The 22,246-nt window shown below is 48.9% G+C and carries 24 protein-coding genes; all 24 read right to left on the reverse strand.

The genetic code is table 11. The features are described from left to right. Positions 1–16 precede the first annotated feature (16 nt). A complete protein-coding gene (locus DVH26_RS24415) occupies positions 17–493 on the reverse strand; it encodes a flagellar basal body-associated FliL family protein (RefSeq protein WP_239626413.1) in 477 nt (158 codons plus the stop codon). Further along, on the reverse strand, positions 494–715 hold the full coding sequence (locus DVH26_RS24420; RefSeq protein ID WP_239626415.1) for a flagellar FlbD family protein: 222 nt from the start codon (positions 713–715) through the stop codon (positions 494–496). It lies immediately after the preceding gene. A gap of 58 nt (positions 716–773) precedes the next feature. Continuing rightward, positions 774–1,598 carry a flagellar basal body rod protein FlgG gene (flgG, locus tag DVH26_RS24425; RefSeq protein WP_239626417.1) on the reverse strand — a complete coding sequence of 275 codons (825 nt, stop codon included), beginning with the start codon at positions 1,596–1,598 and terminating at the stop codon, positions 774–776. 93 nt (positions 1,599–1,691) lie between these two features. Further along, positions 1,692–2,069, reverse strand: a complete 378-nt coding sequence (locus DVH26_RS24430) for a TIGR02530 family flagellar biosynthesis protein (RefSeq protein WP_239626419.1) — start codon at positions 2,067–2,069, stop codon at positions 1,692–1,694. Then, positions 2,066–2,515, reverse strand: coding sequence for a flagellar hook capping FlgD N-terminal domain-containing protein (locus tag DVH26_RS24435; RefSeq protein ID WP_239626422.1), 450 nt, complete (start codon positions 2,513–2,515; stop codon positions 2,066–2,068). Before DVH26_RS24435 ends, DVH26_RS24430 begins: the two co-directional genes overlap by 4 nt. Positions 2,516–2,550: 35 nt before the next feature. Further along, a complete protein-coding gene (locus DVH26_RS24440; protein WP_239626424.1) occupies positions 2,551–4,020 on the reverse strand; it encodes a flagellar hook-length control protein FliK in 1,470 nt (489 codons plus the stop codon). 26 nt (positions 4,021–4,046) lie between these two features. Beyond that, a complete protein-coding gene (locus DVH26_RS24445) occupies positions 4,047–4,970 on the reverse strand; it encodes a MotE family protein (protein ID WP_239626426.1) in 924 nt (307 codons plus the stop codon). Between the two features lie 26 nt (positions 4,971–4,996). Beyond that, on the reverse strand, positions 4,997–5,437 hold the full coding sequence (gene fliJ / locus DVH26_RS24450) for a flagellar export protein FliJ (RefSeq protein ID WP_239626429.1): 441 nt from the start codon (positions 5,435–5,437) through the stop codon (positions 4,997–4,999). A 9-nt stretch (positions 5,438–5,446) separates the two neighbouring features. Then, entirely contained in the window at positions 5,447–6,769 is a 1,323-nt protein-coding gene (gene fliI, locus DVH26_RS24455; RefSeq protein ID WP_239626432.1) for a flagellar protein export ATPase FliI, read from the reverse strand. After that, positions 6,770–7,591 carry a FliH/SctL family protein gene (locus tag DVH26_RS24460; RefSeq protein WP_239626435.1) on the reverse strand — a complete coding sequence of 274 codons (822 nt, stop codon included), beginning with the start codon at positions 7,589–7,591 and terminating at the stop codon, positions 6,770–6,772. Then, positions 7,584–8,600 (reverse strand): flagellar motor switch protein FliG, encoded by a 1,017-nt coding sequence (fliG, locus tag DVH26_RS24465; protein WP_239626437.1) that lies wholly within the window; start codon positions 8,598–8,600, stop codon positions 7,584–7,586. Before fliG ends, DVH26_RS24460 begins: the two co-directional genes overlap by 8 nt. An 11-nt stretch (positions 8,601–8,611) precedes the next feature. Continuing rightward, on the reverse strand, positions 8,612–10,204 hold the full coding sequence (gene fliF / locus DVH26_RS24470; protein WP_239626439.1) for a flagellar basal-body MS-ring/collar protein FliF: 1,593 nt from the start codon (positions 10,202–10,204) through the stop codon (positions 8,612–8,614). Between the two features lie 48 nt (positions 10,205–10,252). After that, positions 10,253–10,552 carry a flagellar hook-basal body complex protein FliE gene (fliE, locus tag DVH26_RS24475; protein WP_239626441.1) on the reverse strand — a complete coding sequence of 100 codons (300 nt, stop codon included), beginning with the start codon at positions 10,550–10,552 and terminating at the stop codon, positions 10,253–10,255. Positions 10,553–10,582: 30 nt separating this feature from the next. After that, positions 10,583–11,029, reverse strand: coding sequence for a flagellar basal body rod protein FlgC (flgC, locus tag DVH26_RS24480; RefSeq protein ID WP_239626443.1), 447 nt, complete (start codon positions 11,027–11,029; stop codon positions 10,583–10,585). Positions 11,030–11,032: 3 nt separating this feature from the next. Continuing rightward, positions 11,033–11,434: a flagellar basal body rod protein FlgB gene (flgB, locus tag DVH26_RS24485; RefSeq protein ID WP_239626445.1), complete on the reverse strand. Its 402-nt coding sequence runs from the start codon at positions 11,432–11,434 to the stop codon at positions 11,033–11,035. 216 nt (positions 11,435–11,650) lie between these two features. Beyond that, the gene (gene codY / locus DVH26_RS24490; RefSeq protein ID WP_239626447.1) at positions 11,651–12,424 is read right to left on the reverse strand and encodes a GTP-sensing pleiotropic transcriptional regulator CodY; all 774 of its coding nucleotides are present in this window, start codon (positions 12,422–12,424) and stop codon (positions 11,651–11,653) included. A gap of 57 nt (positions 12,425–12,481) precedes the next feature. Then, positions 12,482–13,876, reverse strand: a complete 1,395-nt coding sequence (gene hslU / locus DVH26_RS24495; RefSeq protein WP_275590421.1) for an ATP-dependent protease ATPase subunit HslU — start codon at positions 13,874–13,876, stop codon at positions 12,482–12,484. 23 nt (positions 13,877–13,899) lie between these two features. Further along, entirely contained in the window at positions 13,900–14,445 is a 546-nt protein-coding gene (hslV, locus tag DVH26_RS24500) for an ATP-dependent protease subunit HslV (RefSeq protein ID WP_239626449.1), read from the reverse strand. A 163-nt stretch (positions 14,446–14,608) separates the two neighbouring features. Then, positions 14,609–15,937, reverse strand: a complete 1,329-nt coding sequence (gene trmFO, locus DVH26_RS24505) for an FADH(2)-oxidizing methylenetetrahydrofolate--tRNA-(uracil(54)-C(5))-methyltransferase TrmFO (RefSeq protein ID WP_239626451.1) — start codon at positions 15,935–15,937, stop codon at positions 14,609–14,611. A gap of 30 nt (positions 15,938–15,967) precedes the next feature. Further along, positions 15,968–18,052 (reverse strand): type I DNA topoisomerase, encoded by a 2,085-nt coding sequence (topA, locus tag DVH26_RS24510; RefSeq protein WP_239626453.1) that lies wholly within the window; start codon positions 18,050–18,052, stop codon positions 15,968–15,970. Between the two features lie 46 nt (positions 18,053–18,098). Next, positions 18,099–19,202, reverse strand: coding sequence for a DNA-processing protein DprA (dprA, locus tag DVH26_RS24515; protein ID WP_239626455.1), 1,104 nt, complete (start codon positions 19,200–19,202; stop codon positions 18,099–18,101). Between the two features lie 117 nt (positions 19,203–19,319). Further along, on the reverse strand, positions 19,320–20,252 hold the full coding sequence (sucD, locus tag DVH26_RS24520; RefSeq protein ID WP_239626457.1) for a succinate--CoA ligase subunit alpha: 933 nt from the start codon (positions 20,250–20,252) through the stop codon (positions 19,320–19,322). A 63-nt stretch (positions 20,253–20,315) separates the two neighbouring features. Then, a complete protein-coding gene (sucC, locus tag DVH26_RS24525) occupies positions 20,316–21,476 on the reverse strand; it encodes an ADP-forming succinate--CoA ligase subunit beta (RefSeq protein WP_239626459.1) in 1,161 nt (386 codons plus the stop codon). Positions 21,477–21,811: 335 nt separating this feature from the next. Then, a complete protein-coding gene (locus DVH26_RS24530; RefSeq protein ID WP_239626461.1) occupies positions 21,812–22,072 on the reverse strand; it encodes a hypothetical protein in 261 nt (86 codons plus the stop codon). Between the last annotated feature and the right edge of the window lie 174 nt (positions 22,073–22,246).

Here is a 22,246-nt window from a genome sequence, read left to right on the forward strand (position 1 = left end):
AGTCTTATGTATGCCTCTATTGAAGAACGTTATCCGTGATCCAAATTTGCTTGATCTTACCGGTAGAAAGCAGCGGGTTCATTTTATTCATAAGGACCGAAGTCAGATTATCGAAGCCTTTGCTGCCTTGCACTTGTTCAGGTGTCATGTCGGACAGCGTTTGCACGATAATAGCTTTCATTTTAAAATCCAGCTTTTCAAACTCTTCCTTCGCCTTCTTATTTTCCATCTCAACGGCAAAGCTTGCTTTAATAAAACGGTTGTTGGCAGCAAGATTTGTCAAAACATCTTTAATGATCACAGTGTTTTCTTTCTGCTGATCCGGTGTCGCCGGCTTGCCCGGCTTCACTTGGCTTGCGGAGCTTAACGCCTGCTCCTGCGGGTTTTGATTCGCCTTGTCCATGTAGTTCCATAATACGAAAGCTGCTGTCAATATTAAGGTTATAGCTATAAGGATCGCAACGACGAGCAGGAAAATTCTACTTTTTAACAACTACAACCCCTCCGAATCCAAACTCTTGATGGTTCCGACGACGGATCCTATGGTTTGCATATACTGTGTTACAAACTGGACCACATCGGCAGCTGGCTCCAATACGGTAATCTTTTTGCCGGTAATGAGCGTGATCATCGTGTCCGGCGTGCTTTCGATGCTTTCGATCAATAAGGCATTAACGGTAATGTGCTTACCATTGAGTCGGGTAAGTCGAATCATGAATAGCCTCCGATACTAAAAAGATAGGGGGAGAACGAGGCTCCCCCGTTCATTTGAATTAGCGTTTCAGATTGACGACTTCTTGCAAAATTTCATCGGATGTAGTAATGATTCTCGAGTTCGATTGGAACCCGCGCTGAGCAACGATCATTTCAGTAAACTCGGAAGTCAGGTCTACGTTGGACATCTCCAGCTGACCGGCAATGATTGCGCCCGTACCTGTAGTAGGATCGTTAGGAATCGCAGCTCCCAGATCAATTTCCGGATCGATGTTGGAGTTCGCCGTACTGCGGTACAAGTTGCCTCCGACCTTCTCCAGACCTGCAGGGTTCGTTACTTTCGCCACAGCGATCACTGCTGCTACATTGGTCGTGCCGTCAGACTTCGTTGTAATAACCTCGCCGTTCTGAGAAATGGAGAACGCCGTGTCGTCTTCCTCCAGCGTAATAGGTCCGCCTTCGGTGCTTAGAACGAACATGCCGTCTGCATTAACCAGCTGGCGAGAAGCATCGATGGTAAAGTTCCCTGCGCGTGTCAGGAACATGGAGTCGGTTGTTCCATCCGTTGAAACCGCGAAAAATCCGTCACCGTCGATACGCAGATCGGTCGGCACGTTGGTCGTCATCGCGCTCCCTGGCGTGTGTACCGTGTCGATGGCGCTGATGGAAACGCCCAAGCCGATTTGCTTGGCATTGACGCCGCCTTTGGCTCCTTCTTCCGGAGCGGTTACACCGGAAACCGTCTGGCTCAGAATGTCCTTAAACATAACCCGTCCTGCTTTAAAGCCGGTGGTATTGACATTCGCAATGTTGTTGCCGATGACATCAAGCTTCGTTTGGAATCCTCTCATACCGGATACACCGGAGTACAGAGATCTTAACATGCGCCATTGCCTCCCAAAAATGTGGATAGTTGATAGTAGGCTGCTTCGGTCGATCCGCAACCAGGGGCCTCCTTATCGGTCCAGCCCTGTAAATCAAGAAATAATAACTGCACTATCGATCTGTGTGAACATATTGTCTTTCATCGAGGCTCCGTCTACAGCGGTAACCACCGTTCTGTTCTTAATATTGACAATGAGAGCCGTATCATTAATCACCATTAATGAATCTTTCGCCCCTTTGGAAGCGGCCTTATCAATTGCCGATTGAATTTTCAACAGCTGCTCCGGCTTAAACTCAATGCCTCGCTGGCGCAGCCTCTCTTCCGCATGGTGGCTGAAACGGACTATCTGTTGATTCAATACACTTTGAAACGCCGAATCCTTCTTTGGGATTTGGGCTTCGCTTCTCTGGAGAGGAGCAGGCCTTAGGCTGCCGGGGAATAACTGTCCGACTTGGATGCGATCGGTCATTTCTTCTCCTCCGCGTTGGCAATTTGCGTAATTTGATCCAGAGCGATCTTCTCGCTGCCTACCACAGCAAATTGGGCGCCGTCTTTTACGGTTATGGAATCGACTACACCAGACTTCGGCGTATTCTCGCCTTTATCGTTCGTCGTGTTCCAAGTAATCGACTTGCCGATCAAGCCTGAAGCAAATCCTAGCGATTGGCGCAGCAGCTTCATTTCGTTGCTCATGTTCGACAGCTGCTCTACGGAAGTAAATTGCGCCATCTGTGCGATGAATTCTTTGTCCTGAAGCGGCTGGGAAGGATCCTGGTTTCTCAGCTGGGCAATCAAAATTTTCAAAAATTGATCTTTCCCCAGGTCGTTGGTCTTTTTCTCCTTCTCCACGTTGCTGATGTTCGTTTTGGCATAATAGGGCCATACGTTCTTGGTGCTTACGGGTGAATCCGACACGGTCTCACCTCCCGGTCCTTGTTAAGGTATTTCGTTTAAGCCGTGACGTCAATCGATGTGGATGATAATCCGGAAGGCAGCTTCACTTCTTTGGCTGCAGTTACAAGCTCATCTTCCATCGAAATCGAATTATCTCCGTTCGTGCCTTTCGACTGCTTGCCGGATTGCTGGAACTGCTGCTGTCTTTGCTCCTGGAACAAACCGGATTGGAACGCCTGGTTTTGCGAAACTTCAAGCTTATCCACTTGAATGCCCTGATTTTGCAGCGTTGTTCTTAGCTGGGACAGCTGGCTTTCCAGCATTTCTTTCCCCGACACGCTGTCAGCCATAAACTGAGCGATCAGTTGGCCGTTGTGCATCGTCAATTTGATTTCGACGTGTCCAAGGTGCTGCGGATACAAGGATAGCTTTGCTTCCGTTATGCCATCCGCAAAGGAGTTAATGCTGAATGATTTCATCACCAGCTGGGTCATATCCTCAACGAAAGTCGGTGCATGCATTACGATCGGTGTCTTCGTCGAATGCGTTCCGTTAGAGACTTGCTTCAAATACTCGCTCATCGGAACTGGCTGCATATCGTCGTTATTGCTTATCATGTCCGTTAACGGTTCGAATAGCGGGCTGTCATGGCTATCGGTTTGTGCTTCGAAACGGAACGAACCCGATTTGGCAGCCAAATACTCTAGGTTTGAATTCACCGCAGGCGCCGCCACTGTTAATGGACTGGACACTGCAGTTGTTTCATTCGTGTGACGGACGGTAATCTGCTGAGCGAGAATGGTCCTCAGTTCCGCTGCAACACTTTGCAGAGTCAATGGTTTGCCATTCACAGTAACAAGTGTTTCTGCTTCGCCATTTTGCAGCAGCTGCTGCAGCTGCTTTAGAATCTCCTGCGCCTCTTGACGGGATACGGGCTTGAATAAAGGCGCCGCATCAGCATCCACAGCCTGGTCCGCAGTCTGCTCGCTGTCTGCCGGTACGAATAATGCAGGATTCAGCTCGACTGCTCCACCATCCGTTTCAAAATCACTAGCTGCGTCCGTATGTATAGGCTGCGCCGATATCGCCGAAGCATCCGAAGTTTCCACTGCCGTCTCATCGTTGATCGATTGAGCAGTCGGCTGAACGAGCAGAGCAGCTTGAAGCTGCGCAAGCAGCGCTTGAAGCTCCGGATTCGCCAGCAGTGCCGCCGTATCCTCCGAGTTCTGATTCAGCAAGTCGATTAAAGCATCAAGCTGCTTAAGCACGGTTTCATCGGCTGCGCCCTGGGTTGGAACGGCTGCATTGTCGCTTGTGCCGAGCAGTTGGATCAAAGCGCTTAATCCGGGAGTTACCGCAGCTTGCTGAGCTGCTGCTTCATTTGTTTGCCCATTGCCGAGAATTCCTACCAAAGTGGATAAGAAACCTCCCGCTCCTTGCCCTGACGCCGAATTGGCATTTCCTGCCGCAGCTCCTGCCGAAGCCGCTGCTGCACTATTCATAGGCATTTGTGTTTGAATTTCCATATTTTGTCACCTCCTTTCCAAATCGGTTATTGTACCAGTCTCGCCGAGATAAGGGCAGCGGTTTCCTTAGATAGCTCCGATAAAGCAGTCAATACTCTGGAACGGCCTGCGCTATCCATAGAGCTTAATATGGAAATGACCTTCTCCGGATTCGCATTTTGCATCTCCAGCAATACGGTAGCTGCGCTTTTCGGCGTCATACTCGAGAACGTGGCTCCCAAATCGTCCTTGCTTATTTTTTGCGTACTTGCAGCGCTCGGCTTGGATAATTCTTTGACCCGATCCTGTAAAGCTGCAATTTCACGGTCCTTGGTCGAGGTTTGGTCCTTTAACAAGATCGTGGCGTCCGCCGCTTTCTTGGCATCCATTTTCTCCAAAATTTTAACCCGCTCATCCGTCTTCATCATGCTTAGCACCAGCACGAGCTCGGATGTCGTCAAATTTTCCATAATAGGGGCCGCCTTTGAAGGCGTCATCTTGGCGTACATCGATGCCAATTGTTGAATTTGATTCGTATAGTCCTCATCCGATTGCGTCTTGCTCTTCATTTGCTCTTCTAGCGAGCTGTTTTTCAGCTGGAGCTCCTTGATCAGTTGATCGCGCTGCTGAATCAGGTTGTTCGATTGGGTAAGCTCCTGCTCCTTTGTGCTTAATTTAGCGTTCAACGACTGCACTATTTCTTCTTGCGTTTGACTCGCTGCCGAATTTTGCTGCGTTGTTCCAGAAGTCGTTGTCGAGTCGGATGCCGACGGCTTGGGATCCGGCACAATACTTTTCACGATAGGCACTCTATTTGCTGCGCGAAGCACATTATTCATAACGTCATAATCGAATATGGTAAGCAGCACCCCAAGCAGCACGGCCGTAAACACAAACGGGATCAAAAACCAGATCAGAAACCGTTCCATAGCTCCAGACGAAGAGGTATTCTCCAAATCCATGTCTGACATTATCCTCACCCCCTGTTTCTTTGGTTCTATGACAATCTCCGGTATCGGTTCGTCGCCATTTCATCCAACTGATCCTGCTCGGTTTTGAGCATATTCGCTTTAAACCGGAGCTGCGCTTTTTCCTTCGCTTTGGTCCATACTTTCTCTTCCATCATTCTCCCCGCCAGATTGTCCTGCTTAACCAGAACAACCTGCTGCGCTTTTTCCAGATCCTTGTTCTTCAGTGTGATCCGATTGTCGATGTGATCCGCATACTGCTGATACATCATCATTTGCGAAATTGTTGCCTTATTCGCAGACGCCCGGTGCAGCTGCTCCTGGATCCCGTTTTTTTCGGCGTGCAGCTCGGACAAGCTCGACTCCTCCTCGCGCACTTTCCCGATAGCTTCGGATAACAACCATTCCGCTTGCGTTTTTTCGTTGATTTTCAAGTCGACGATTTTTTGAAAGGCATAACGGAAACGCATAGATTAAGCTCACCCTTTGTAAAATTCTCGAATTAACCGTTCTTGTGCATCCATAACCGTCATCTTCTCATTGACTCTTTGCTTGGTGTAATCCCAGATCGATTGAATATGTTCCAAAGAATTATCAATTTCCGGATTCGATCCTCTTTGGTACGCCCCTATATTGATAAGGTCCTCCGAATCTTTATAAACAGATAAGAGACGCTTCAAATTTTCGGCAGCCAGCTGATGCTCCTGAGGAACGATTTCTTTCATGACACGGCTGATGCTGGATAGCACGTCAATGGCCGGATAATGCCCGCGATTCGCTATATTGCGGTCCAATACGATGTGTCCGTCGAGGATACCTCGGACGGCATCGGCGATAGGCTCATTCATATCGTCCCCGTCGACGAGCACCGTATAGAATGCGGTTATGGATCCTTTAGGCCCCGTACCCGAACGCTCCAGCAGCTTCGGCAATGTGGCAAATACCGAAGGGGTATATCCGCGAGTCGCCGGCGGTTCGCCGACAGCCAGCCCTACTTCACGCTGAGCCATCGCGAAACGGGTTACCGAGTCCATCATAAGCATGACATTCAATCCGCGGTCGCGAAAATATTCTGCGATGCTTGTAGCGATCAAAGCGCCTTTAATCCGGATTAATGCCGGTTGATCGGATGTGGCCACTACGACGACCGATCGCGCCAATCCTTCGGGACCGAGGTCGCGTTCGATGAAATCGAGTACCTCCCGGCCGCGTTCTCCAATTAAAGCAATAACGTTGACGTCGGCAGAAGTATTTCGGGCTATCATGCCCATCAATGTACTTTTACCTACGCCGGATCCGGCGAATATCCCGACGCGCTGTCCTTTTCCGATGGTCAGCAGACCGTCGATGCAACGGACGCCGACACTGATCGGCTCGAGCACCCGTGGTCTTTTTAACGGATTGCTGGGTGCGTTATGGGTAGAATACTGGGTCATTCGCGATGACAGGAACGTGCCATCCAAAGGCTGGCCGAGCCCGTCCAGTACTTTGCCGAGAAGCTCGTGCCCTACTTGCACCGTCAGTGGTTTACCTGTACCGACGACATCGCAGCCGGGTCCTATCGAATGGAGCTCTCCGAGCGGCATCAGCAGCACCTTATTGTTCTTGAAGCCTACGACTTCGGCTTTCAATGGCTGATTGGACTTCAGCGGGTAGATGTAACAGACATCCCCGATGCTTGCGTCCGGGCCTTCCGATTCAACGGTCAGGCCGATGACTTGCGTTACTTTGCCGTTGACGCGAATCGGGTCGATTTGCTTCAGCTGCTCCAAATATTTGGATGCGTCCAGCGCCGGATTCATCTACGATCCCTCATTTCTGACAGCGAGATGCTGAAGCGCGGTTTTGATTTCCTTTAACTGCGTATCGATTCTTGCATCGATACTTCCGAATGATGAACGGACTACGCAGCCATGGTCATGCACCGACGGATCCGGTATGATCTGCAATTCTGCCTGGGAATCGATATGGAGAAGCAATTCCTCCCTGGCGTCCTGAATGTAAGAAAAGTGTGCCGGTGCTACGCAAAGCGTAATGATCCCTTTTTCCCTGCGTCTTGCCAGTACCGTCTCGATTAAATCGATGATCCATTCCGGCTCTACCGTCAATTGGCGGGAAACAATCTTTTCGGCAATGGCGCAGCTCATTTGAATGAGAAAAGGCTCCGCCTCTTGAATGATCTGCTGTTTCAATACATAAGCCTGGTTCAATATTTGCGATGCTTCCTGGAGCATGTCGTTATACTGGCGGCGAAGCTGTTCTTCCGCTTCCTGTATCCCTTGCTCGTAGCCCTGCTTATAGCCTTCTTCTCTAAGATCGGCTTGCAGCTCTGCATCGTGCTGGCGCTGCTCCGTCCACCATTGATCAATATCGGTCTGGGCTTGCTCGCGGATGGCGGATACTTCATCCATGGCCACTCTGAGCTGCTCTTCGGCGAACGTTTGGGCATCCTGCAATATTTGCATCTTCAATTCGTTAACTTCATTAATTTCTTGTTGAGCTTCCTCCGAATATCCCGATGAGGATTCGGAACCATTTTCATCCAATACATATTTCGATGCAACCTCTACGACTTTCTTATCGTCTAAAGATACATATTGCGTAAACTTGATGACATTAGACAATAATATCATCTCCTCCACCACGGGCAATGATGATTTCGCCTGCTTCTTCTAGGCGACGGATGGTAGCGACAATACGGGTCTGTGCTTCTTCCACATCACGCAAACGAACGGGACCCATGAATTCCATTTCTTCTTTGAACGTTTCCGCCATTCGCTTGGACATATTTTTGAATATGGCATCGCGTACTTCTTCACTGGCCACTTTAAGCGCCAACTGCAAATCGGCGTTCTCGATATCCCGGATAATCCGTTGGATAGACCGGTTGTCGATGTTGACGATGTCTTCGAACACGAACATTCTTTTCTTGATTTCTTCTGCCAGCTCAGGATCCTGAATTTCCAGCGAATCGAGAATCGTACGCTCGGTACCGCGATCGACGCCGTTCAAGATTTGTACGATAGCCGCAATACCGCCGGCATTGGTGTAATCCTGCGTTACGGTAGCCGACAGCTTTTGTTCCAACACCCGTTCAACCTGGCTGATAACCTCCGGAGACGTGCTGTCCATCAATGCAATCCGTTTGGCGACGTCCGCCTGCTTGTCCTGAGGGAGCGACGATAAAATGATGGAGGATTGCTCCGGCTGTAAATAAGCAAGCACCAGTGCAATAGTTTGCGAATTTTCGTTCTGAATAAAGTTCAATATTTGTGCAGGGTCCGCTTTTCTGGCGAAATCGAACGGACGGACTTGCAACGTTGCCGTCAATCGGTTAATGATGTCGAGCGCTTTTTGAGAGCCGAGAGCTTTTTCCAAAATATCTTTCGCATAAGCAATACCGCCTTGGGAGATAAACTCCTGTGCCAGGCATATTTGGTGAAACTCGGCTAAAATGGCTTCCTTCTCTACGCTGTCGACTTTTCTAACGTTTGCAATTTCCAATGTTAACTGCTCTATTTCCTCATCGCGCAAATGTTTGAATATTTGTGCCGAAACTTCAGGACCCAGACTGATTAACAAAATGGCAGCTTTTTGACGGCCTGATAATACTTGCTGCTGCACTTTAGCCAACAACTACACCTCTATTCATCTACTAACCAGGTACGAAGCAGATTGACGAATTCCTCCGGTTTTCTTTTCGCCAAGGTTTCCAGCTGCTTGCGAACTTGATTATCGTTAGTCACATTATCAATATCGATTGTTGGAAATTCGAGTTTGGCCGGTTGTTCATCCAGCTCTTCCTCTGCTTGCTCCCGTGCCTTGCGTCGTCTCATCCACAAATATCCGCCGCCGGCCAGAAGTGCGAGAGCTACGCCGCCTAATGCTCCGTACAACAGCATCGAATTGGCATTAGCCGTAGTGTCGGCATTCGGTCTTGCAAACTGATGAGCAAATACGGTTACTTTCTTATTCAAATCTTCATCCGTCAACGTTTGCTTATTGTCCGCAAGGGCCGCTCTGACGACATTGACAAGAATTCGCTGTACGGCGTCTTTCGTTTCTTGCGTCAATGAGTTCGGATCATTGGGAGTCGGTGGTTCAATTCCCACGTTAATGGTTAAATCTTTTACAACGTAAGGTGTGGCGATAATATCGTTCGTAATCCGGTTTACTTCGGAATTGACGGTTCTTTGAAGCTCCTCGGATTGGGACTTGCCGTTGGTGTTGCTGCCCGGATACCCCGGAATATCCGTCTGGCCTGTGCCAGGTACGCCGCCAGTGCCTGCCGAGCTGTCGCTGGTATAATTTTTCTGAATTTCCTGAACGGAAATTTCCAAGCCTTTTTGGTCGACGGCGTTAGGTGCGGTTACAAGCTGTTGCTTGGTATTCATTTGATCGAAGTTCATCGTAGAAACTACCTGTACGATGACTTTGTCTCTGCCAAGAATCGCTCCGAGCATCTGCTGCACGTTTTTCTGGATGTCGTTTCGGAACTGATTGTTGATTTCAAAGTTTTGCAGCGCTACATTCGCGTTGTTTATTTTGTTATTGCCTTTGGAATACTCAAGCGGTTCCCCGTTTTGATCGGAAATTGTAATGTTCTCCACCGGCAAGCCCTTGACGCTGTGAGATACAAGGTTATACATCGTGTCTACCTTTGCCTGATCGAGAGAATAACCCGGCTTTACATTGACGACTACGGAAGCCGAAGCTTTTTCTTTCTCCGCTCCCTTCGGAAGAAACACGCTTTCCTCAGGCATGTTGATCAACACCTTGGAGCTGCTTACCGCGTTGTTCGAGTTGATCAGCTGCTGCAGTTCCCCTTGAACCGCATTTATGTATTTGACGTTAAACTCTTTGTCCGTTGTCCCGAACGTGCTTGATTTGGCGAATTCTCCATACCCGATGTTGCCCGTTTTATTCAAGCCCTGAGATTCTACCGCCAGCTTGACGCTAGCAACATCGCTTCGCGGAACGCCGATGCTCTTGCCGTCCTCGCTTAGCTGATACGGAATTTTCGCTCCGTCCAAGTATCCTTTAATCGCCGCCGCATCGCTCGGTTGAAGGTTCGTATAAGCAAGTGCGTATTCCGTCTTCGAAAAATTATAGCTAATGATCCCGATCGTAAGTATGACAAGAATCACGGTCGCTGCGAAAGTCATCTTCTGTGCTTTGCTGAATTGATTCCAGTACTGGGTAATTCGGCTCCAATACCGGGAAATATTCTCGTTCACTATTTCACCCCATCTAATAAGCCGTCGCTAGTCATTCGTTAAACCCCGTTATACCTGCATTCTCATAATTTCCTGGTAGGCTTCGACGACTTTATTGCGAACCTGCACGGTAAGCTGCAGACCCAGGGAAGCTTTTTCGGAAGCGATCGTCAGCTGATGCACATCCACATTCTCTCCTCTAGCGAACTGATCGTTAAACTTATCCACCTCTGCTTGCTGATTGTTGAGCTTAACCATCGCATCATTCAGGAACTGTCCGAATTGCTCCGAAACTTCAGAAGCGCTCATGCTCTTCGATGGCTGTTGAGCAATGGATTGCATTGGCAGTAAGCCCACTTTATCGATCATGATGAATTCTCCTTTATCGTAAGGTTGTTATTATCTTCCGATTTCCAAAGCTTTGGTGATCATTGATTTGGATGCATTTAATGCAGTCACATTTGCTTCATAGGAACGAGTAGCGGAAATCATATCAACCATTTCCTTAAGCACGTCAACATTCGGCATCATGACAAATCCGTTCTCATCGGCATCGGGATGTGTTGGATTGTAAACCTGCTTAAAGGGAGAAGTATCTTCGATAATTTTCGTTACCTTGACTCCTTCTCCGCTCGCACCGGACTGCGCATTTTCAAGCGCTTGTTGGAATGTGGGGGTTTTCGGTTCGATCGTTACCAGCTTGCGTTGATACGGCACCCATTTACCGTTGACCATCCTTGCTCTTGTCGAGTCTGCATTGGCAATGTTGGAGGATATGACATCCATCCGAAACCGTTGTGCGGTTAAGGCGGATGAGCTAATATCAAAGCCATTGGTCAGTTTCATTCATTAAGCTCTCCCTTCAATGGCAATTCTGGATTTTTTAATCTCGCTGCTTACCTGCTGGGCCATCACGTTATACCGCAATTGGTTTTTGGCCAACAATGACATTTCGTAATCCATATCCACATTGTTCAAGTTGTTGTTAATGGCCGAAGAATTATCTCTTACAATTTGCGGCTCCGGTCTCGGAGGGCGTCCGATATAAAAATGTCTCGGATCCGTGCGGTAGCCCTGCAGTGAGGATCCATTCAGCTCACTTTGAAGCAGCTCTTCAAACTTGACATCCGAACGCTTAAAGTAAGGCGTGTCGACGTTGGCTACGTTATCCGCAATGACTCGCTGTCTCATGGTCGCCGCATCCAAGGTGCGTTCCATCTGATTAAAAACGGGCTTATTGAGAATATTCATCCGCTATCCTACCTTCAAGATGATGTTAGGTTTACCTATTCAACAGGTTCGCTTCATTATCCTCCTTTGTTCGACATAATAATCTAAAAATTATATGACCATTTGGAAGAAAATGTAGTCACCCAGAACTATTTCTATATTGAAGAAATATGCAATTTATTACAATATGAAAAAAGCCCTATATTTGGAATATAGGGCTTAAAACCTGTGGTTTTACTATATTTTCACACTTTGAATGCCACTTATCAACTGGTCATTTAGAACCCGGATATAAGTCCCTTTCATACCAAGTGACCGTGTTTCTATGACCCCTGCACTTTCCAGTTTTCTGAGTGCATTGACGATAACCGATCGAGTAATTCCGACACGATCCGCTATTTTGCTTGCAACGAGCAGCCCTTCCGAGCCTTCCAATTGTTCGAAAATATGCTCAACCGCCTCTAACTCACTGAAGGACAGCGAGCCCACAGCCACCTGCACGACAGCCTTGCTTCTCGCCTCAATCTCGATTTGCTCCGCCTTCTCCCGAAGGATCTCCATCGCTACGACCGTCGATCCGTATTCAGCTACAATGAGGTCGTCATCGATGAAGCCGGCCTCACGACGGGTCAATATAAGCGTACCCAGCCGGTCGCCGCCTCCGATTACAGGAACGATGGTAATGGAGATGCCGTCATCGGCAATTCCCTCCGCGAATACATTGTAATCGCTGAGGGCGCTGAGATTGGAAGAGGTTTCCTCTACCTTCAATAGCAGCTGATTGTACTCAGCCGGGAAGCGGTTCTCGGTCAAAACCGATTCGCCCAAATGCTCCCCAAGGCCTGAAGGGGACCAAGCTTTGCCCAACACTTTGCCCTTCCTGCTGACTACGAATATATCCGCCTGCAGGATGTCGCTCAGCACTTCGGCCATATTCATGAAGCTGACCGGATTGCCGGCTTCCTTCTGCAACAATTTATTTAACCTTCTTGTCTTTGTCAACAATGTCATGATACTGCCTCCTAGAGCGACTTAACGGTTAGAATAGTGCCATACCTGCTGCACCGATTACAGTATATACTGGCTTAAGTCGCGGTTCTGGACTATGTCGGAAAGCTTCTCACGCACGTATTCGGGCGTAATGACAATCTGCTCCAGCGTGATTTCGGGAGCCTCGAACGATAAATCCTCCAGAAGCTTTTCCAATATGGTATGCAGCCTTCTTGCACCGATATTATCGGTATTCTGGTTTACTTCCGCGGCTATTTTGGCAATCTCATCTATCGCCGAATCGGAAAATTGCACCTGGATTCCTTCCGTTTCCAAAAGTGCCGTATACTGTTTGGTCAAAGCATGCTTAGGCTCCTTTAAAATGAGTACAAAGTCCTGTTGCGTTAAGCTGCTTAGTTCTACCCGAATAGGAAATCTGCCTTGAAGCTCCGGAATTAGGTCTGAAGGCTTAGCTATATGGAACGCCCCTGCCGCAATGAATAAAATATAATCGGTCTGCACCGGACCATACTTAGTCATTACCGTTGAGCCTTCAACGATCGGCAAAATATCGCGCTGCACGCCTTCCCTAGAAACATCGGGTCCGCCGCCGCGGCCGGAACTAGCGATTTTATCAATCTCATCGATAAAAATAATGCCGAGCTGCTCCGCTCTTGACACGGCGTCCTGGATAACCTCATCCATATCGAGCAGCTTTTGCGCTTCCTCCTGGATGAGAACCTTCCGCGCTTCTTTGATCGGCAGCTTCCGTTTCTTCGTTTTCTTCGGCATCAGCGATCCGAACAGCTCCTGCATATTCATGCCGGCCTGTTCGTTTCCTTGCCCGGACAACATATCGAGCATGGAAGGGGAAGCGTCTTCGACTTCAATCTCGATGACTGTTTGCTCCAGCTCGCCTTTGGCCAGCTGCGCTTTCACTTCCTGTCTGCGCGTGTAAATGCTTTGATCCGGCTCCGTTTCCTGTGTTTCCGCCTGTCCGTGATTGCCGAACAGCATTTCCAGCGGATTGCGCTGCGACTTTTGCTTCGCAGGATTAGGCACGAGAATCGATACGATGCGTTCATTGGCCATTTGCTCCGCTCTATCCTTCAGCTTCTCGGTCTTTTCCGCCTTTACCATACGGATCGATGTCTCCACCAAATCGCGGACCATGGCTTCCACATCCCGGCCGACATAGCCGACCTCGGTGAACTTGGTAGCCTCCACCTTGACGAAAGGCGCGTTAACCAATTTCGCCAATCTTCTGGCAATTTCCGTTTTACCTACTCCAGTAGGACCGATCATCAATATATTTTTCGGGACAATTTCATCGCGAAGCGACTCATCCAGCAGGCTTCTGCGATATCGGTTGCGGAGCGCGACGGCTACGGACTTTTTAGCCTTCTTTTGCCCGACGATATATTTGTCCAGCTGATTCACAATCTCTTTCGGTGTCATGGCAGTATGCTTCACGATAGAGCCTCCTTCTTTGTCGTCTACTCGATTTCTTCCACGATAATATTGTGGTTGGTGAATACACAAATATCTGCAGCCATCGTAAGCGATGCATGAGCGATCTCTTTGGCGCTCATCTGCGGCGCATAGCGGTGAAGCGCCCGGCCCGCAGCCAATGCGAAGCTTCCTCCGGAGCCGATCGCGAGAATACCGTCATCCGGCTCGATGATCTCGCCGTTACCCGAGATGAGCAGCACGTTGCTCGAATCCATTACGATCATCATCGCTTCCAAGCGACGCAGCACGCGATCGGAGCGCCAATCTTTGGCCAGCTCGACGGCGGACCGCTGCAGGTTGCCGTGGTGCTCCTCAAGCTTAGCTTCAAACTTTTCAAATAAAGTAATGGCATCGGCTACCGAGCCCGCAAAACCCGCAATCACCTTGCCGCGGTATAATCTGCGCACTTTTTTCGCGGTATGCTTCATCACCATGCTGTTGCCGAACGTGACTTGGCCGTCACCGGCAATAGCCCCTTTGCCTTGGTGACGAATGGCAAAGATCGTCGTGGCATGAAAGGTTTGTTCCATTATGCGATACCTCCATGAGATAACCTCTATCGGATCATAATCGAAATTCAGGTATTCAATAGAAAAACCTCGTTCGAGGACGCGCTTACCAAGCAGCCACGATGCAGAGGTTCCATAAATCAGCAAATTTCAAAAACAAGTTTATAGTATCATACTGGAGCTTTTACTTACAAGTGGAATTGTATTCGTTTTGTGAAAAATTCTGAATTTTCTCAATTGCACGTAAAGCGATTTTTTCATAACGGATTTTCTTCACCTTGATCTTCTCGTCCAGAGGAGGAAGAAGCCCGAAGTTGGCATTCATCGGCTGGAAATGCTTGAAGTCCGCCGTCGTAATATAATGGGCCATACTTCCGAGCGTCGTATCCTGCGGAAGCACGAGGCAGTCCAAGCCTTTGGCGAAGCGCGCCGCATTCATGCCGGCAATAAGACCGGAGGCTGCGGATTCCACATAACCCTCCACACCCGTCATTTGTCCGGCGAAAAACAAGTTGTCCCGCTTCATAAATTGGTATGTCGGTTTCAATAGCTTAGGCGAATTGATAAAGGTGTTGCGGTGCATAACGCCGTAACGTACAAACTCCGCATTTTCCAGTCCCGGGATCAAGGAAAACACCCGCTTTTGCTCTCCCCACTTCAGGTGCGTCTGGAAGCCTACCAAATTGTAGAGCGTCCCTGCCGCATTGTCCTGACGCAGCTGAACTACGGCATAAGGCAGCTGATTCGTATGCGGATTGATCAAGCCCACCGGCTTCATCGGTCCGTACAATGCGGTTTGCTTGCCCCGCTTCGCCATAACCTCGATCGGCATGCAGCCTTCAAAGTAAATCTCTTTCTCGAACTCTTTGATCGGAGCAACCTCAGCGGAAATGAGAGCATCATAGAACACGTTAAACTCTTCTTCCGTCATCGGACAGTTCAAGTAAGCGGCTTCTCCCTTGTCATAACGGGAAGCCAAATATACTTTGCTCATATCTATCGAATCTTTCTCGACGATCGGTGCTGCTGCATCGTAAAAATACAAGTACTCTTCTCCCATCAGCGATTGCAAATGGGAGGAAAGTGCCGGCGACGTGAGCGGTCCCGTTGCGACGACGGTAATTCCGTCGGGAAGCTCCAGAAGCTCCTCGTTTCGAACCTCGATAAGCGGATGGCTGCGCAGCATCGTCGTTACTTCGGCGGAGAAGCCATCGCGGTCAACGGCCAAAGCGCCGCCGGCCGGAACCGCATGCTTGTCCGCACAGCGCATAATGAGTGAATTCAGTATGCGCATTTCTTCTTTCAATACGCCGACGGCGTTAGTCAAGCCGTTGGCGCGCAGCGAGTTGCTGCACACCAATTCGGCAAATTGATCGGATATATGGGCCGGCGTCTTTTTCACCGGCCGCATTTCATATAATACAACGGATACGCCTTGGCTTGCGATTTGCCATGCGGCTTCGCTTCCGGCCAAACCGGCACCGATAACGGTTACTTTGGGTGTATCTGACAAGATGTTAACCTCCTGAAACGTAAACTTAACCTATTCTTTCTCTTGGACTTCGTCCTTGAAATCGCACTGCGTGCACTGGTGGAACAGACCGTTCTTGTTCCGCTTCTCGATCAGCATCGCTCCGCATTTCGGGCAAGGATGGTCCACCGGCTTATCCCAAGATACGAATTCGCATTCCGGGTAGCGGTCGCAGCCGTAAAACACACGCCCTTTCTTGCTTCGGCGCTCGATGATCTTCCCTTCCTTACAGCTCGGACAGGTCACCCCGATATCCTTGACGATCGGCTTCGTATTGCGGCAATCCGGGAAGCCCGAGCAAGCAAGGAACTTGCCGAACCGGCCCATTTTATATACAAGATGGCGTCCGCATTTTTCACAGATTTCATCGGACACTTCATCCTGAATTTCGATCTTCTCCATCTCTTCCTCGGCTACTTCGAGACGCTTCTCCAGCGATTCATAGAAAGAGCTCAGCACTTTCACCCAATCTTCTTTGCCTTCCTCCACATGGTCGAGCTCTTCTTCCATATGAGCGGTAAACTCTACATCCAGAATCTCGGGGAAAAATTCTATCATCTGCTGGATTACCAGCTCGCCTAGCTCGGTAGGGACGAATTTCTTTTCCTCGATGGCGACGTAACCGCGGCGTTGAATCGTTTCAAGCGTCGGCGCATACGTACTTGGACGGCCGATGCCCATTTCCTCCAAAGCCCGGACGAGTCTTGCTTCCGTATAGCGCGGAGGCGGCTGCGTGAAATGCTGCTTCGGATCGATCTGTTTCTTCTTGACTTTATCACCTTGTTTAAGCGGCGGGAGCAGCTTATCTTCTTCGGTGGTACCGTCGTCGTTGCCTTCGACGTAAACCTTCATAAAGCCCGGGAATTTCATCTTCGAGCCGACGGCACGAAATACGGTATCGCCCGCGGCAAGATCTACGGTCATCGTATCGAGCACAGCGGATGCCATCTGGCTTGAAACGAACCGCTCCCAAATGAGCTTATACAGTCTCAGCTGATCGCGGCTCAAATATTCCTTCAGTTGATCCGGCTCGCGCAGAACCGAGCTCGGCCGAATCGCTTCATGCGCATCTTGGGCGTTTGCCGCTTTTTTCACGTAAACCCGCGGCGTTTCCGGATAAAAATCCGGGCCGTATTTTTGCACGATGTACTCGCGAGCTTCCTCTTGAGCAACCGGGGAGATCCTCGTGGAGTCGGTACGCATATATGTGATTAAGCCTACCGTTCCTTCGCTCCCCAAGTCAATGCCCTCATATAGCTGCTGTGCGACGGACATGGTTTTGGAAGCGCGGAAGTTCAGCTTCCTCGCCGCCTCCTGCTGCAAAGAGCTTGTAATGAAAGGCGGGGACGGATTGCGCTGCCGCTCCTTCTCTTTCACTTCGGAAACAACGAAATCGGCTTTCTCGATGCCTGCCAGGATTTCGTTGACTTCCTGCTCATTCTTCAGTTCTTTCTTGTCCCCGTTCAAGCTGTGAAATTTGGCTTCGAACTCGGACGAACCCGCTAACAGCTTCGCTGTAACGGACCAGTACTCCTCGGGAACGAACATTTTGATTTCGTTCTCCCGGTCATAGATCAACTTGACGGCTACTGATTGCACCCGTCCTGCGGACAAGCCCTTCTTCACCTTTTTCCACAGCAGCGGACTGATCTTATATCCGACAAGCCGGTCCAAAATTCGGCGGGCCTGCTGCGCATTGACCAAATCGATATTGATTTTGCGCGGTGTTTTAAAAGCGTCCTTAACCGCTTGCTTCGTAATCTCGTTAAAGACGACACGGCAAGCTTCCGTCTCGTTAAGCTCGAGATAATGAGCCAGATGCCAGGCAATCGCTTCCCCTTCGCGATCCGGGTCAGCCGCCAGATAAACTTTTTTTACTTTCTTGCGCGCATCCTTCAGCTCTTTAAGCACGGAGCCTTTTCCGCGGATCGTAATATATTTCGGCTCAAAATTTTTCTTTATCTCCACGCCGATTTGGCTTTTCGGAAGATCACGGATATGACCCATGGATGCCTTGACAATAAATTTGCTGCCTAAATATTTACCGATGGTTTTTGCTTTTGCGGGTGACTCCACAATGACTAGCGAATCTGCCATAGGCGTCCTTCCCCCTTCATTTAAAAAGTATTTATATTTGTACGGGTTAACTTAATGTGTATACAGAACCTGGCAATTGTACCACTCGTTTAGTCATTAGTAAATTTAACAGAACTGAATGCAAATGTCCAAAGGTAAATTGACTTTTGGCCATCAGCTCATCGACGGTATGCGGCTGATCGCCGAGCAGGTCTACGATCATTTGTTCGTCCGGTGACAGCGGTGGCAGCTTCACCGTCTCTGTCTTAATGTGTGTCAAACGGTCCAATGATATCCAATGAGGGTACTCTTCTAGTATGTCTTCCGCACACGTGACCAGCTTGGCGCCCTGCTTGATCAATGACAACGCTCCTTGGCTTTTGATCGAATGGATGGGGCCCGGAACGGCATATACATCCCGCGATTCCTCCAGAGCCTGATCCGCCGTAATAAGGGATCCGCTTTTTAAAGCGGCTTCAATGACAACGATTCCTGCACTGAGTCCTGCGATTATGCGATTTCTTTGAGGAAATAAGCCGGGATGGGATTTCGTATGCAGAGGATATTCGCTCAAGATCAGCCCTTGGCTGGAAATTTGCTGGTACAGTGATTTATTTTCCGGCGGGTATACTTGATCGATGCTGCAGCCTAACACGGCTATCGTGCTCCCAGCCCCGCACAAGGCTCCTATATGGGCAGCGCTGTCAATTCCCCTCGCCAAACCGCTGACGATGCAAGCATGAGCCGCTGAAAGCGACTTCGACAGCTGTTCGGCGACATTACGTCCATAAGCCGTTGGTGTTCGCGTTCCGACAACCCCAATGCAAAGCCGGCTCATGAGCTCCGGCCGTCCCCGATAGTACATGACCCATGGAGGCTCGGCGGTTTGCTTCAATAAAGAAGGGTATCGTTCGTCGAAGACGGTGACGATGCCGATTTCTTTATCTCGGTACGTTTCCAGCAGCTTGCCGGTTCCGTCGGAGCTCATTTTCTTCACGGCTGCATGAAGCAGTTCGGCTCGGGATAACGGCAGCCCCACATTCAGCCAATCCTGCAGTTGGAATGAGGCGATATCCGCCAGCGTTCGTACCCGGTCCATGATCCTGCGAATCGTCTTCCAACCGATTCCTTCTATATGATGTAACGCGATTAAAATGGTTCTATCGTCCATATAGTATATATCACTCCTTCATTGAGAACAACTTTTGCTCATTTGACCTCTGAAAAAAAGAAAAGCCTTCCACTCCCGAACGGGAATAGAAGGCTGCTTGCCTGTAGGAACTTATTATTATTTTTTAGTGATGCACTTTTCCAAAAGTCCTTTTTCTTCCAAAACGCTAACGAGCGTGGAGCCCATTTCGGAAGGTGTTGGAGCTACTTTAATACCGCAGCGTTCCATAGTAGCCACTTTCTCTGCTGCAGTACCTTTGCCGCCGGAAATAATAGCGCCTGCGTGGCCCATACGTTTTCCTGGAGGCGCCGTTTGGCCGCCGATAAAGCCTACAACCGGCTTCTTCATGTTGGCTGCGATCCATTCAGCTGCTTCTTCTTCCGCTGTTCCGCCGATTTCACCGATCATGATAACTGCGTAAGTATCCGGATCATCATTGAACAATTTGAGGATATCGATGAACTCGGAGCCTTTAACAGGGTCGCCGCCGATACCTACTGCGGACGATTGTCCGATGTTGCGGGTAGTCAGCTGGTGAACCGCTTCGTAAGTCAATGTTCCGCTTCGGGAAACAACGCCTACATGGCCTGGAGTATGAATGTAGCCCGGCATGATGCCGATTTTGCACTCGCCTGGAGTAATAACGCCAGGGCAGTTAGGTCCGATCAAGCGGGTTTTCTTGCCTTCCATGTAACGGGCAACATTAACCATGTCCAATACAGGAATACCTTCAGTGATACAAATAGCAAGCTCCATCTCAGCGTCTACCGCTTCCATGATCGCATCGGCTGCGAATGCAGGCGGAACGTAGATTACGGATACTGTTGCTCCGGTAGCCGCTTTGGCTTCAACAACGGTGTTGAATACCGGAAGAGATACGGTTTCGCCGTTTTCCAAAGTGATATCGACGTTAGTGCCGCCTTTACCTGGAGTTACGCCGCCAACCATTTGCGTACCGTAGTCAAGACCGCCTTTCGTGTGGAACATACCTACGGAACCTGTAATACCTTGTGTGATAACCTTTGTATTTTTATTAACCAAAATACTCATTTGTATAGTTCACATCCCTTGAATTATTTGAAGAAGATGATACGTTACTAGAAAGCGCGCAGCTTACTTAACAAGAGCAACGATTTTTTGCGCGCCGTCAGCCATGGAATCCGCAGCTACGATGTTCAAGCCGGACTCGTTCAACATTTTCTTGCCGAGCTCAACGTTCGTGCCTTCAAGACGAACAACCAACGGACGAGTCAAGCCGAGTTCTTTTGCCGCAGCAATGACACCTTCAGCAATAACGTCGCACTTCATGATGCCGCCGAAAATGTTAACGAAAATACCTTTAACCGCATCATCGGAAAGGATGATTTTGAAAGCTTCGGTAACTTTCTCTTTTGTAGCGCCGCCCCCTACATCAAGGAAGTTGGCAGGGTCGCCGCCGTAATATTTGATAATATCCATAGTGGCCATAGCAAGGCCTGCGCCGTTAACCATGCAACCGATGTTGCCGTCAAGCGCTATGTAGCTCAGGTCGAATTTGGACGCTTGGATTTCCTTCTCGTCTTCTTCATCAAGGTCGCGAAGCGCTTGGATGTCTTTGTGACGGTACAATGCGTTGGAGTCGAAGTTCAATTTCGCATCCAAAGCCATAACGTCGCCGCCGCCTGTTACAACCAACGGGTTGATTTCGGCAATCGAGCAATCTTTGTCAACGAATGCAGTATAGAGAGCCATCATGAATTTAACGGCTTTGTTTACCAATTCAGTCGGGATGTTGATAGCGTAAGCCAGTTTGCGAGCTTGGAATGCTTGCAGGCCTACAGCAGGGTCTACCACTTCTTTGAAAATTTTCTCTGGCGTATGAGCTGCAACTTCCTCGATTTCCGTACCGCCTTCTTCGGAAGCCATCATAACGACACGGCCGGTTGCGCGGTCAACGACTACGCCGACATAGTATTCTTTCTTAATATCGCAGCCTTGCTCGATAAGCAGGCGCTTTACTTCTTTACCTTCAGGACCCGTTTGATGAGTAACAAGAACTTTGCCCAAAATTTGCTCGGCATAAGTGCGGACTTCGTCCAGGTTTTTAGCTACTTTAACGCCGCCTGCTTTACCGCGTCCGCCTGCATGGATTTGCGCCTTAACAACAACTACGGAAGTTCCGAGCTGTTTTGCAGCTTCTACCGCTTCATCCACCGTAAAAGCTACTTTTCCTTCAGGAACGGCAACACCATACTGTTTCAGCACTTCTTTGCCTTGGTACTCATGAATATTCATTTAGCAAAATCCTCCTATCAGTGATAGCTTTCTATATGGACCAGAGCTAAACAGCGGACTGAACCGCTGAGCCCCGCATCAAACGAAGAAAAGTTCGATATGATGCATTGTAATTCCTGCTTGGCTTTGCAAAACTCAACAAAACCTTCATTATTGTACCACTTTTTTTCGACAGTTTCCTTAGTTTTTACGTCAAACCTTACATTTTTCAATCAAACTTTTTTATGCCTCTGAAAAATTTCCCGTATTATATCATTCCCAAGGAAATAGAAAGCAAACAAAAAACGCACCTTTTCCTCTCAGAAAAAATGCGTTCAGGTTAAAGCATTCATGCACTACATATAGGTTGGATTCGTTGGCGTCATCGAGCGAGGCTCCCGTTCGGCCTGCTTGACAAACCGCATTTCATTTCCCGTAAAGTTGCAAACGAGACATTGAATCATCGGCTCCGAGTCTTGAATTTGCTGCGCATCGTTTACCTCCGTAATAGAGCCGGAAATGGCATCCTTCAGAAAGCGCTGCGAATAGCTCGAGATGATACTGAACTTGATTCGATTGGAGCGGCAATTGGGACAGAAGTAAGGTTTTTCCTGCATCGTTTTCACCCCCTTACTTTTATAACCATTTCTTGAATGGTTTATCCGCTTTGGCAATGGAACCATTGCGAAATTTTGCCGCAGGCTGTACAATATCCCTAACAAAAAGTCGGACAATAAGGAAGCACCTTTTGCCGAAGGACGAATGATCCTGAGGGGAAGGTGTATTTTTGT

Origin of the sequence: Paenibacillus sp. H1-7, from assembly GCF_022354825.1 — a bacterium.
Lineage (GTDB): Bacteria > Bacillota > Bacilli > Paenibacillales > NBRC-103111 > Paenibacillus_S.